General features: G+C 29.8%; 12 protein-coding genes. 6 read left to right on the forward strand and 6 right to left on the reverse strand.

Annotation, left to right across the window (positions count from 1 at the left end):
• Window positions 1–15 precede the first annotated feature (15 nt).
• Both lpxD and GYM72_RS05355 read right to left on the reverse strand, forming a co-directional pair.
• Complete coding sequence (lpxD, locus tag GYM72_RS05350; RefSeq protein WP_220263684.1) at window positions 16–1,035, reverse strand: UDP-3-O-(3-hydroxymyristoyl)glucosamine N-acyltransferase; 1,020 nt, start codon at window positions 1,033–1,035, stop codon at window positions 16–18.
• A gap of 41 nt (window positions 1,036–1,076) precedes the next feature.
• The gene (locus GYM72_RS05355; RefSeq protein WP_220263685.1) at window positions 1,077–2,306 is read right to left on the reverse strand and encodes an HD domain-containing protein; all 1,230 of its coding nucleotides are present in this window, start codon (window positions 2,304–2,306) and stop codon (window positions 1,077–1,079) included.
• 57 nt (window positions 2,307–2,363) lie between these two features.
• Between GYM72_RS05355 and GYM72_RS05360 the strand changes: the two genes are divergently transcribed.
• The 3 genes from GYM72_RS05360 (at window position 2,364) to GYM72_RS05370 (ending at window position 5,494) form a co-directional block, all read left to right on the forward strand.
• On the forward strand, window positions 2,364–3,908 hold the full coding sequence (locus GYM72_RS05360; RefSeq protein WP_220263686.1) for a bifunctional response regulator/alkaline phosphatase family protein: 1,545 nt from the start codon (window positions 2,364–2,366) through the stop codon (window positions 3,906–3,908).
• A 274-nt stretch (window positions 3,909–4,182) separates the two neighbouring features.
• Window positions 4,183–4,740 (forward strand): hypothetical protein, encoded by a 558-nt coding sequence (locus tag GYM72_RS05365; RefSeq protein ID WP_220263687.1) that lies wholly within the window; start codon window positions 4,183–4,185, stop codon window positions 4,738–4,740.
• A 133-nt stretch (window positions 4,741–4,873) separates the two neighbouring features.
• Window positions 4,874–5,494: a DUF4230 domain-containing protein gene (locus GYM72_RS05370; protein ID WP_220263688.1), complete on the forward strand. Its 621-nt coding sequence runs from the start codon at window positions 4,874–4,876 to the stop codon at window positions 5,492–5,494.
• 74 nt (window positions 5,495–5,568) lie between these two features.
• Here GYM72_RS05370 and GYM72_RS05375 read toward each other — a convergent pair whose 3' ends face one another.
• The 4 genes from GYM72_RS05375 to GYM72_RS05390 form a co-directional block, all read right to left on the reverse strand.
• Window positions 5,569–6,819, reverse strand: a complete 1,251-nt coding sequence (locus tag GYM72_RS05375) for a DUF1015 domain-containing protein (protein WP_220263689.1) — start codon at window positions 6,817–6,819, stop codon at window positions 5,569–5,571.
• Between the two features lie 63 nt (window positions 6,820–6,882).
• Entirely contained in the window at window positions 6,883–7,836 is a 954-nt protein-coding gene (locus tag GYM72_RS05380; RefSeq protein ID WP_220263690.1) for a D-2-hydroxyacid dehydrogenase, read from the reverse strand.
• A gap of 22 nt (window positions 7,837–7,858) precedes the next feature.
• Entirely contained in the window at window positions 7,859–8,923 is a 1,065-nt protein-coding gene (gene serC / locus GYM72_RS05385) for a 3-phosphoserine/phosphohydroxythreonine transaminase (RefSeq protein ID WP_220263691.1), read from the reverse strand.
• A gap of 61 nt (window positions 8,924–8,984) precedes the next feature.
• Window positions 8,985–9,335, reverse strand: a complete 351-nt coding sequence (locus GYM72_RS05390; protein WP_220263692.1) for a 4Fe-4S dicluster domain-containing protein — start codon at window positions 9,333–9,335, stop codon at window positions 8,985–8,987.
• A 65-nt stretch (window positions 9,336–9,400) separates the two neighbouring features.
• Here GYM72_RS05390 and GYM72_RS05395 point away from each other — a divergent pair, with 65 nt between their 5' ends.
• The 3 genes from GYM72_RS05395 to GYM72_RS05405 all read left to right on the forward strand — a co-directional run bounded on the left by GYM72_RS05395 (window position 9,401) and on the right by GYM72_RS05405 (window position 12,439).
• Window positions 9,401–10,435 carry an acyl-CoA reductase gene (locus tag GYM72_RS05395; protein ID WP_220263693.1) on the forward strand — a complete coding sequence of 345 codons (1,035 nt, stop codon included), beginning with the start codon at window positions 9,401–9,403 and terminating at the stop codon, window positions 10,433–10,435.
• A 114-nt stretch (window positions 10,436–10,549) separates the two neighbouring features.
• Window positions 10,550–11,437, forward strand: coding sequence for a 4-hydroxy-tetrahydrodipicolinate synthase (gene dapA, locus GYM72_RS05400; RefSeq protein WP_220263694.1), 888 nt, complete (start codon window positions 10,550–10,552; stop codon window positions 11,435–11,437).
• Between the two features lie 120 nt (window positions 11,438–11,557).
• Window positions 11,558–12,439 (forward strand): outer membrane protein assembly factor BamD, encoded by an 882-nt coding sequence (locus tag GYM72_RS05405; protein WP_105297779.1) that lies wholly within the window; start codon window positions 11,558–11,560, stop codon window positions 12,437–12,439.
• Window positions 12,440–12,457 lie beyond the last annotated feature (18 nt).

Here is a 12,457-nt window from a genome sequence, read left to right on the forward strand (position 1 = left end):
TTACTAGTTAAAGATTTACTTTTTACCTTTTTCTAACTTCTCTAATCTATTGACTATTTCAGGAAGTTTTTTAAAGTATATAAAACTTTTTTGATATTTTAAATATTGTATTGCTGGAGAACCGAATAGTCTTTGGTCATCTTCTACATCATTAGTTATCCCGCTTTGTGCTTGAACTATAACTCTATTTCCTACATTTAGATGTCCGGAAATTCCTACCTGTCCACCGATCATACTCCATTTTCCTAATTTTGAAGAACCTGCTATACCTGCTTGAGCTGCTATAACTGTATGCTCTCCAATTACTACATTATGTGCTACTTGTATTAAATTATCTAATTTAACTCCTTTTTTGATAATTGTTGATCCTATGGTGGCTCGGTCAATAGTACAATTTGATCCTACTTCTACATTATCTTCAATAATAACATTACCTAATTGGGGTACTTTTTCGTATCCTTCGCTTGTTGGCTGAAATCCAAAACCGTCTCCTCCTATTATAGTTCCTGCATGAATAGAACAATTATTTCCTATTACGCAATCATCATAAATTTTAACTCCGGGACCTAAGTAACAATTATCTCCAATACTAACATTTTCACCTATGAATACATGAGGGTAAATTTTAGTATTGTTACCTATTTTTACATGATTTGATATATAAGCAAATGCCCCTACATAAACATCTTCCGATAAATTTGCAGATTGAGATATAAATACAGGACTTTCAATACCCTGTTTTTTTATTTTCATCTCATTATAAATAGTCAATAATTTATTGAAAGCTGAATATGCATTTTCCACAACAATAATAGTTGGTAAATTGGAAATGTCCTTCGGTAATAGTTCTTTTGATATAATAACAATAGAAGCTTTGGTATCTTTTAAATATTCCTGATATTTTTCTCCTCCTAAAAAGGTTATGGTACCGGGCTTACCATCTTCTATTTTAGATATATAAGATACTTTTTCCTGGGGGTTACCTTTTATAACCCCATTTACTAAATTTGCTACTTGTTCAGCGCTAAATTCCATGATTGGCAAATGTAAACATTTTATTATGATTATAAAAATCTTTATTTAACACCACTAATTTCTCTGGGTATACATAAATGATAACGAGTTATTTTCTTTCTTAAATCTTTAACTAAGACTTGATTATCTGCTTTTTGTAATTCCAAAATTTTCCCATTTTTTAAAAGTAATTTGATCGGGTCTTTGGTATCGTTGTATGCTAATACACTTAACTCTTTTTGGTGTACAAAATACCCTGCATCTTCTATGGAATATAATTTTTTAACTTCATTTTTTATTTGTTCTACTTTTTCATTTGAAATAGGTTCTGAAATTATAAGTGATGAGGGTAATTCTCTTTGAATAATGAATTGACTTAATAAACTCAATGTTTTGTCTTCATGAGACTGCCATAATTTCAAGGCTGAAATTACATCAGAATCATCAAGCTGAGCAAATTTCTCCAAATCTATTTTGTTAATTTCAACAAAGTCGGATTTTTCCAAAAAATATTGCAAAACATCGGAAGATGGAACATTTTTACCTTTTTTCACCAATTGTTTGGCTCTTTTTAAAGCTTCAATTAAATATATTTCGGCAGTTACCGATGTTTTATGGAAATATACCTGCCAATACATAAACATTCTTGATGTCAAGTATTTCTCTATTGAATAGATTCCTTTACCATCAATTACCAATTCATCATTAACTACATTCATCATAGTTATAATCCTTTCTGAATTTACATTACCTTCAGAAACTCCGGTGAAGAAACTATCTCTTTTTAGATAATCCAATCGATCTAAATCTATTTGACTTGAAATTAATTGATGGAAAAATTTACGAGGATATTTATTTAAAAAAATATCAATTGCTAATGATAATTCATTATTAAATTCCTCATTTAATAATTTCATAAAAGTGATTGAAAGTTTTTCGTGATGTATTCCTTCCAACAATGTTGATTCTAGTGCATGAGAAAAGGGTCCATGTCCTATGTCATGTAATAATATAGCTATTAAAGAGGCTCTTTCTTCTTCTTTTGAAATTTTAACGCCTTTATCTTTAAAGACTTTATGGGTAATTTGCATTAAATTGATACACCCTAAGGCATGTAGGAATCTCGAATGTGTAGAACCGGGATAAACATAATAGCTTAAGCCTGTTTGAGATATCCGTCGTAACCTCTGAAAATAGGGATGTTCAATGATATCAAATAGTAAATCATCGGATATGGAAACAAATCCTAATACCGGATCATTAAAAATTTTCCTCTTATTTATTTTTTCCAATAGGCATATTTTTTGTACATTAATGCAAAATTAATGTAAATAAATAACTATATAGGCATGGGTAAAAAAATATTATGGATTGATGACGAAATAGAACTATTGGAACCTCATATAATTTTTTTAAAAAACAAAGGATATGAGGTTATTTATGTCAACAATGCAGCTGAAGCCTTAGAACTGATTCCCATAAACAATTTTGATGCAGTTCTGCTTGATGAAAATATGCCCGGTATTGGCGGTTTAGAAGCTCTACAAAAGATTAAGGAAATAAAATCGAATTTACCTGTAATTATGGTAACGAAAAATGAAGCTGAAGATATTATGGAAGAAGCCATTGGCGAAAAAATCACAGATTATATCCTTAAGCCTGTTAATCCCAATCAAGTATTGATAAGTTTAAAGAAAATACTTAAAAGCGATGAGATAATCGAGAAAAAAACGGTTCAAAATTATCAACAGGAATTTCGAAAGATTTCAATGGACTTAATGTATGCTCAATCGTATGAAGATTGGATACAACTTTATTTAAAACTTATTCAATGGGATATTAGTTTTGATAAACTTTCCGATGTTGAAATGAGTGCTATTTTAAGTAATCAAAAGGATGAAGCAAACAGTTTGTTTGCAAAATTCATAGAAAATAATTATCATGATTGGTTGCATTCTGAACAAAAACCGATTATGACTCATACTGCATTCAATGATGTCGTTAGACCGGTGATTAATAATCATCAAAAGGTTTTGCTTCTAATGATTGATAATTTGCGTTATGATCAATGGAAAATTATTGAACCTTTATTTTCTAAGTATTATAATTCTATAACTGAGAAATCCTATTTCAGCATTCTTCCTTCAGCTACCCAATATGCAAGAAATTCTTTTTTTGCCGGTTTACTACCTTTAGAGATTGAAAAAAAATTTCCTCAATATTGGATTGGCGAAAATGATGATGAACATAAAAATCAATATGAGAGTGAATTATTAACTGCTCAGCTTCAGCGTTTAGGTTTAAAAAATATCAGAAATAAATATTTTAAAATTTTAAATGCAGAATTTGAGAAAAAAATTTCTGATGAATTTAAACATCACAGTAGTAATGTTGATTTTATCACTATCGTTTATAACTTTATAGATATTCTTTCTCACGCAAAAACCAATAATAATATTGTCAATGAATTAATCAGGGATGACAAAACGTTCCGATCTTTAACTTATACCTGGTTTGAAAATTCAAGTATATTAAAAATCATTCAATCCGCCGCTGAAGAAGGATTTAAATTGATCATTACCACCGATCATGGGACCATTTATGTGAAAAAGCCTAGTAAAGTAATCGGCGATAAAGAATCATCCACTAACCTTAGATATAAATTAGGAAAAAACTTACAATACGATGAAAAAGATGTTTTTGCTGTGAATGATCCGGAAGATTATTTTTTACCAAAAGTTAACCTAAATTCAAAATATATTTTTGCTAAAGAAAATAAGTTTTTTGCTTATCCTAAAAATTATAATCATTATGTTAATTATTATAAGGATACTTACCAGCATGGTGGAATTTCACTTGAAGAAATGATAATTCCTATAGCTGTTTTGGAATAAACATTTATTAATACCCTATCTAAACGGGAAAGCATGAATTTACAGCACATAGCATAAGAACAATATATTAGATTATTTACGATAAACTAGCAAGCATTATCTTTTATTATTTATTTTAATGCTTAAGAATAAATAATTTAATACTTAAATAATATATTTTATATTATTGATATTCTTAAATTAAATTTTGTGGAATAATGATATATTAAATGTTTGAACTATTCTTTTTAAGATAATAGATGGAGATTTGTATATTTACCAAAATTATATTTATATGAAGTTAAAACAATCCCTTATTTTTATATTTATTTTAACTATACTTATAAGTTGTAGAACATCCGATAAAATGATTGTTAATAAAAAACTAACTGATTCCGAGGGCGAAACTATTTTATTTGGTCAAATAACTCGAGATGCTTTGAAACAATCTGATTTCAGTTCATGGTATACGGACGAATATAATTCTTATGTTCCTGATCGTAATGTTATAAATAAAATAAAAAATAAAATAAAAATTTATAACATTGAAATATATTTTGGTACTTGGTGCAGTGACACTCATGAGCAACTTCCTCGATTTTTAAAAATTCTGGATGTAACCAATTATCCTCAAAGAAAATTAAAACTTTATGCTTTAAATCGTAAAAAAGAGAGTTTGTATGGCGAACAAAATCAAAAGAATATAGTTAGTATACCGACTTTTATACTCTATAAAGCCAATCACAACCCTAAACGTCGCAATATAGAAATTGGCAGAATAGTTGAATCTCCAAATGAATCCCTGGAATTAGATTTATACAAAATTCTTACCGGAAAAGAATTTAAACAATAGTATATTAATATACTATTGTTTAAATAAAAAAAAATCCTACATAAAAATTATTCCATTCACGCCTTAAACTCTTTTTTATTTTATTATCTTTTTGCATGATTTATGCACTATTATTAATACTAAAAAATATATAATGATAATCCTTAAATTTTTAAAAAAATATTTTATATCCATAGTATTTTTAATCTTAGGTTTATTACTATTTATATTTATTTTAAGACAATCGGGTAAAGAAAATGTAAAATCTGAAACCAGAATTATAAATCATGAAATTCAGCGTTTGAATAAAATGATTGTTATTGAACAAAATTATTCTTCATTTAAGACTAAAAAGTATAATAATTTTAATCCTAAATATTTTGATTTTCTAAATAAAAATATTGTATTGTACATTACTGCCATGGCTCAAGTAACGTATGATATGAAAAAGATGAAAATTGAGGTAGACTCAGCTCATAAAACAGTACATATTTTGTCAATACCCGATCCCGAATTACATGTATATCCCGATGTTGAAATTTATAATATGGAAACCGGTTTTTTAAATGATTTTTCAAAATCTGAACTTAATGAAGTAATGGAAGAAGGGAAAAAAGATATAACTAAAGAAGTTCAAAAATCTAATATACAATATTTAGCTAAAAAACAGTTGATTTCCAATCTGACAGAATTGTATAACATGGTAAAACTTAATAATTGGAAAATTATTGATGACACCCCTTATGCCGGTCAAATACAATTAATGAAAGATTAATTTTGTTTTAATAATTACAAAATTTTACCATTTACCAATGGATCTGAATTTTGATTATAATAATTTATTAATATTTATTTCATGTTTACCATAATCATACCCGTAGGAAATTTAGGTTCAATATAGGTGATTTTATCGGGTAATTTTTCTCCTAATTCCAATACTTTTTGTAAGTCGGAAAATGAAGGAGGATAAAAACCAAATCCTATAGTAAAATCACCCTTATCTACTTCTTCTTTTATTTTTTTTATCCCTTCAATACCGTTGGAACCTTTTATATAAGATACTAAATTCATTTCTTGCTTGGAATCCTTTATATTAAAAATCTTTTCTAAGATAAAGGTATTAAATAAATACGTATCAATAGTACCTAATCCTTCCTTCATTCCCCTAAATTCATGTTTAATGTATAAACCAAAAAACTCTCCGTCCATGTACATGCTTATATGATGTTTATGTGAGGGAAAATAGGGTTCTTTGCCTTTATAATTAATAGTAAAATGTTCTTCCAGTTTTGAGAAAATATCTTTTTTTGTTAACCCGTTTAGTGATTTTATTAATCTATTATATTCTATAATTTTTAAGTTTTGACCTGAAACTAATAAAGATAATACTTGATGGTTTTGGTCAAATAAGAAATTTTTAGTTTTACTTTTATCTTTAATCTTGTCTGAGTGATTTATAGCTCCCATCAACCGGTAATATCCATCGGCTAAATATAAAGAAGGCAAATTAGAAACAACGTCTTTAAATTGTGATAACTTTAATCGGTTATCTATTCTCCATAACCTATGTGAAACGTCCATTTCATCCTCAAAATGGATAAATGGTTTACTTTTCATTTCTAAATCCATTAATATCTCTATTTTGGAATTGGATTCATAACAAAGTAATATTGGATTAGTTTGCAAATAGGTGGTATCTAAAAATTGGGTAAATCCATTGACTTTTGTTTCATTAGTAGGCGAAGGTACTTTTATATTTTTTCCTTTAAAATCATCCACAGAGATTAATCCTATAACTCCTCTAAAGGTTTCTCCGGATTTTTTTTTCTGCTCATAAATATAAAATGAGGCAGGATCATGATCAAGCAAATTGTCTTTCACATAATCCTCATACCTTTTTCTTATCTTTTTTAAACGATTTTCCAAAGGACTTTCTCCTTTGAAAAAAATCGGTTTAATAAGATCGATATAAGAAGGAGTTTTGCCTCTTAGTTTCATTCTTATTTGCTCATCAGAATATATATCCGGCGAATACATGGGAAAATCTTTGATATCTTCCTCTTTAGCATGTATTCCTTTAAAAGGTTTAAAACTTAACATATAAGACCATTTAAGAACAATGTAAGAACTAAATAAAATTTTTAATGTATATTGTTTACAATACTATTTTTTTGCTAATTCAATAATTTGATCAGCTAATTCCATACCTACCCTTTCTTGAGCTTCTTTGGTATTTCCTCCTATATGTGGAGATAAAGATAGTTTAGGGTTCATTAATAAGGTGATTTCCGGTTTAGGTTCTTTTTCAAAAACATCTAATGCTGCTCCGAATATTTTATCTTCATTTAAGGCATTAATTAAGGCAACTTCATCGATAATCCCCCCTCTTGAAGCATTCACAATAATTGCATTAGGCTTCATTTTATTAAGTTCTGCTTCGCCAATTATATATTTATTTTGTTTAGGAATATGGACAGAAATAACATCAGAATTTTTAATGACTTCTTCCATTGGAACTGTGGATATTTCAAAATGAACTTGTTGACCGTCAAAGAAATCCAATGAAATAGTTTTAGTGATGTCATTTACATCAGAAACCAATATTTTCATTCCTAAACTCAATCCTATTTTGATAACTTCCACCCCGATTCGTCCGAAACCGATAACTCCTAAAGTTTTACCTCCAAGCTCCATAGCTCCTGAATAAGACTTTTTTAATGCTGCAAAATTCGTGTCTCCTTCTAAAGGCATGTTACGATTAGAATCTTGCAAATATCTGTATAAGCTAAACATATGTGCAAACACCAATTCTGCGACAGATCTGGAAGATGCAGCCGGAGTATTAATTACATGAATTCCTTTTTCTTTGGCATATTGTACATCTATATTGTCCATCCCTACTCCTCCTCTACCAATAATTTTTATTGACGGACACTGATCTATCAGTTCTTTTCGAACCTGAGTAGCACTTCTAACTAATAATACATCAATGTTGTTATCATTTATAAAGTTAGCTAATTGTTCTTGAGCAACTTTATGGTTTAAAACTTCATGTCCTTCTTTTTCTAAAAATTCGATCGCAGATAAAGAAATGCCATCGTTAGGTAATATTTTCATTGTAATACTTTTAAATTAATTTTTAAGCGGTTTTTTCAAGTTCTTTCATAACATTAACTAACACTTGCACCCCCTCTAAAGGCATGGCATTGTAAATGCTGGCTCTGTATCCTCCTACCGTTCTGTATCCCCCCACACCTACAATATTTGCATCTTTCCACATTTGATCAAATCGGGCTTTATGTTTTTCTTCATCGTTCAAAAAGAAACATACATTCATAGGCGATCTGTCTTCTTTCACACAAACACCTCTAAATAACGGATTTCGATCGATTTCATTATATAACAATTCCGCCTTTTCTTTATTTTTTTTCTCAATGCCTTCTGTTCCTCCTTGTTTCTCCAACCAGCGTAAATTTAATAAGGTGGTATACACTGCAAAAACGGGTGGAGTATTAGCCATGCTTTCTTTGGCAATATGAACTTCATAATCTAAATAAGAAGGTAAATTTCTTCCTGTTTTTCCCAATAATCTTTTATCCACAACAACCAGGGTAACTCCTGCCGGACCAAGATTTTTTTGAGCACCTGCATACAATACAGCAAATTTATTATAATCTATGTTCCTGCTTAAAATATCCGATGACATATCACATACTAAAGGTATATCAGTATCAGGAAATGTTTTTATTTCTGTTCCGTAAACCGTATTATTAGTGGTTATATGTAAGTAATCAGCATCAGAGGGTACCACATAATCTTTAGGAATATAGGTATATTTATCTTGTTTAGATGAAGCAACAACCTCTATATTACCGATTTTTTCTGCTTCTTTAATTGCCATAGATGCAAAATTTCCGCTGTCAACATAAGCCGCTTTCGACTTAAGCAGATTATAGGGAACCATAGAAAATTGCAAACTGGCTCCTCCTTGTAAATATAAAACTTCATGATTATCATCCAACTTCATTAATTTCTTAGCTAGCGATCTAGCTTCTTCCATGATAGCTATAAAATCTTTACTTCTATGAGATATTTCAATTAAAGAGATCCCGTTATTATTAAAATCCATTACAGCCTGAGAGGCTTGTTGAATAACTTCTTCCGGTAAAGTAGAAGGTCCTGCACTAAAGTTATATTTTTTCATTATTTAATAAATATAATGTTTTTATCTTATTGAGAAATAAAGTAAATGCGTACAACTTCTATTAAGAAGGATGTAAAAAATCTTTTTTAGCGTGTAGTTCTTCATTACTTTCAACATGAGCATCATCCGGAACACAACAATCGACAGGACATACAGCAGCACACTGGGGTTCTTCATGAAACCCTACGCATTCTGTACATTTGTCAGCAACTATATAATAAATATCGTCAGATATAGGTTTTTGAGGAGCATCCGCATCAATTGAAAGACCACTTTTCGTAACTATCATACCGGTTAAACCTGTTCCTTCAGACAGTTTCCAGTCAACAGCTCCTTCATATATTGCATTATTAGGACATTCCGGCTCACAAGCTCCACAATTTATACATTCATCCGTAATTTTTATAGCCATTATTTAATTTTAATTTACTTTTGTGCAAAATTATACAATTTTTTTCACATTTATCATAAGTAAAAATGAGTTTAAATCAAAGAATAAAGTCGTTAGCTGCCGTAAGAAATATTTTAGATCAATTTCTTACTAAAAACCGGGCGGAATCCCCAACATATTCCGAATTTAAAAATAGTATCTCTCTTGCTGAGATAAAAAACCCTTGGTTTACTGAAAACAGCATTCTTTCGGTTTTAAATTATTGGAATAATGTTCTTACTGAAGAAATACTAACCCAATGGTTATCTAACTATACAATAAAATCCGAAGAATCTAAAACTGTTGGATTGGTATTAGCGGGTAATATACCTATGGTTGGATTTCACGACTGTATCAGTACTTTGCTGGCAGGGCATCAGGCAAAAATAAAATTATCATCTAAAGACTCTGTTCTTATCCCTTTTATACTTAACTTATGGAAAGAATTTTGTGAAGAATTGGAATTTGAATGGGTAGATAAACTTCCTCCTTGTGATGCGGTTATTACTACCGGAACTACCAATACTGCCAGATATTTTGAATATTTTTTTAAAGATATACCGCATATAATACGTAAAAATAGAACTTCAATCGCTATACTTAATGGGAATGAATCGAAAGAAGATTTGCACGGCCTGGCTGATGATGTATTTTCTTATTTTGGTTTAGGATGCAGAAGTGTTACTCAACTTTTCATTCCTGAAAATTATGATATTAATAAACTCTTCGAAGTTTTTATTTCCTATCAAGATTGTATTAATCATACCAAATATTCGAATAATTACGATTATAATAAAGCGATTTATCTAATGAATCAAGAACTGTTTTGGGATAATAACTTTATACTATTGAAAGAATCTCGGAATTTATTTAGTCCTATAGGCACTCTATATTACAGTACGTATTCGGATGACTCAGAACTTGAAAAATTTATCTCTCAGCATGCAGATTCTCTACAATGCGTAGTGAGTGCCCAACCTTATCATCAATTTAAAACAGTAGCTCCCGGACAGGCTCAAAATCCTAAAATAGATGATTATGCAGATGGTGTTGATACTTTAAACTTCTTATCGAATTTGTAAGATGCTTATATTTAAGGCCATAAAATAGCTATATCTATCATTCATTTTTTTACATATTTCAATAATAAATAGTATTTTTACTTTTTATAGTATAAAGACAAAATTGTTACTCTTATGAAATCATTACAAGGATTAGGTGTGGCTTTGATTACACCTTTTTGCGAAGATGGGACGGTTGATTTTCCATCCTTAGAAAAATTAGTAAATTACAATATTGAAGGCGGTACCAACTACCTAGTAATTTTGGGTACTACTGCCGAAAATGCTACTTTAAACTCAGAAGAAAAAAAACAGGTAATTGATTGCGTAAAAAAGAGTAACAACAAGAGATTACCTTTGGTTTTGGGTATAGGTGGAAATAATACGGCAGATATATTACATCAAGTTCGTACAACCGATCTGGAAGATTTTACGGCAATACTTTCCGTTTCTCCTTATTACAATAAACCTTCCCAAGAAGGAATTTACCTTCACTATAAAAGCATAGCAGAAAACAGCAACAAACCTATACTACTATATAATGTTCCCGGGAGAACCGGCTCTAACATTGAAGCTGGAACAACCCTACGATTAGCTCAAGACTGCCCAAATATTTTAGGAATTAAAGAAGCAAGCCCGAACTTTTTACAGTCCACACAAATTATTAAAGATAAACCATCTGATTTTATGGTGATTTCCGGAGATGATGAATTGGCTTTACCTATGGTATTAGCAGGTGGTTTAGGAGTAATATCTGTTTTAGGTCAAGCTCTTCCCCATGAAGTTTCTCAAATGATGCAACTGGCATTAGAAAGGAAAGTCGATGATGCTTATAAAATTCATTATAAAATTAAAAAACTGTTTGAACTTATCTTTGCTGAAGGCAACCCTTCCGGTATAAAAGCATTATTATCTCTTAAAGGAATTTGTAAACCCTATACGCGTTTACCATTGACTCCTGCGTCTTCTAATCTCATTGAAAAAATAGAAAAAGAATTAGAAAACCTATCCATCTTAGCTTAAATTTTATTGCAATAAGGGTTTATTAACCTATTTATTAGCTGTTTACTTTTAGGTATCATTTATATCAATAAATGTTATTTATTTGTTTTAAATTATAAAAAGATGTAATTTTGTAGTTAGATGAAAAAAATACCTCTACTAGGTTTGTCATTTCTCCTTTTAATTAGTTGTGAGAGAAGATTAAATCAAGCTTTGAAAAGTACTGATAAAGACTTGATATTAAAGGTTGCTGAAGAATATGAACAAAGAAAAAAATATTCTCAAGCCATTAGCTTATACGAGTATGCAAACAAATTTATAGTAGGAACAGATGAAGCTCCTGAAGTTTCTTATCGAACAGCTTATTTGAATTACCTGGATAAAAACTACAGACTTGCGGCTCATCAGTTTAAAAATTTTGTAATGTCGTATCCTAAAGATTCAAGAGCAGATGAAGCTGCATTTATGGCTGCTTATTGTTATTATGCAGACTCTCCTGATTATAATTTGGATCAAACGAATACTCGTGATGCGTTAAAAGAATTACAACTCTATATTGATACGTATCCAAACTCGGATAAGATTGCAGAATGCAACCGAATGATGGACGATTTGACAAGAAAGTTGGAAAAGAAAGCCTTTGAAAATGCTAAAACTTTATATAAAGTAACAGAATATAAAGCCGCTATTATTTCTTTTGATAATGTATTAAGCGATTTTCCGGATACTAAATTGCGTGAAGATATCTTAATTTATTCTTTAAGAGCAAAAACTGAATTAGCAGTTAATTCCATCCATAGATTGCAAAATGAACGGATTAATGATGCGGTTAATTCATATAACAACTTTTGCAAATTATTTCCAAAATCTGAATATTTAGACGAAGCTAAAAGATTGAATAATCGATTGGAAAATGCCAGAATAGTGTATCAGAACAAAGAAAAAAGCATTAATGAAGCAAAAGATCAATCGGAAGATAAACTAAAATCAGCAGAAAAAGAGCGAAAAAATAAAATAAGTTAACTAATTATACACCATCAA

Source organism: Apibacter sp. ESL0404, assembly GCF_019469245.1.
In the GTDB taxonomy this organism is placed as follows: Bacteria; Bacteroidota; Bacteroidia; order Flavobacteriales; family Weeksellaceae; genus Apibacter.

Excerpts from the sequence above, each read along its gene's own strand:
- lpxD (WP_220263684.1), bottom strand. The coding sequence starts at position 1,035 with ATGGAATTTAGCGCTGAACAAGTAGCAAATTTAGTAAATGGGGTTATA.
- GYM72_RS05360 (WP_220263686.1), top strand. The coding sequence starts at position 2,364 with ATGGGTAAAAAAATATTATGGATTGATGACGAAATAGAACTATTGGAA.
- GYM72_RS05365 (WP_220263687.1), top strand. The coding sequence starts at position 4,183 with ATGAAGTTAAAACAATCCCTTATTTTTATATTTATTTTAACTATACTT.
- GYM72_RS05370 (WP_220263688.1), top strand. The coding sequence starts at position 4,874 with ATGATAATCCTTAAATTTTTAAAAAAATATTTTATATCCATAGTATTT.
- GYM72_RS05375 (WP_220263689.1), bottom strand. The coding sequence starts at position 6,819 with ATGTTAAGTTTTAAACCTTTTAAAGGAATACATGCTAAAGAGGAAGAT.
- GYM72_RS05380 (WP_220263690.1), bottom strand. The coding sequence starts at position 7,836 with ATGAAAATATTACCTAACGATGGCATTTCTTTATCTGCGATCGAATTT.
- serC (WP_220263691.1), bottom strand. The coding sequence starts at position 8,923 with ATGAAAAAATATAACTTTAGTGCAGGACCTTCTACTTTACCGGAAGAA.
- GYM72_RS05390 (WP_220263692.1), bottom strand. The coding sequence starts at position 9,335 with ATGGCTATAAAAATTACGGATGAATGTATAAATTGTGGAGCTTGTGAG.
- GYM72_RS05395 (WP_220263693.1), top strand. The coding sequence starts at position 9,401 with ATGAGTTTAAATCAAAGAATAAAGTCGTTAGCTGCCGTAAGAAATATT.
- dapA (WP_220263694.1), top strand. The coding sequence starts at position 10,550 with ATGAAATCATTACAAGGATTAGGTGTGGCTTTGATTACACCTTTTTGC.
- GYM72_RS05405 (WP_105297779.1), top strand. The coding sequence starts at position 11,558 with ATGAAAAAAATACCTCTACTAGGTTTGTCATTTCTCCTTTTAATTAGT.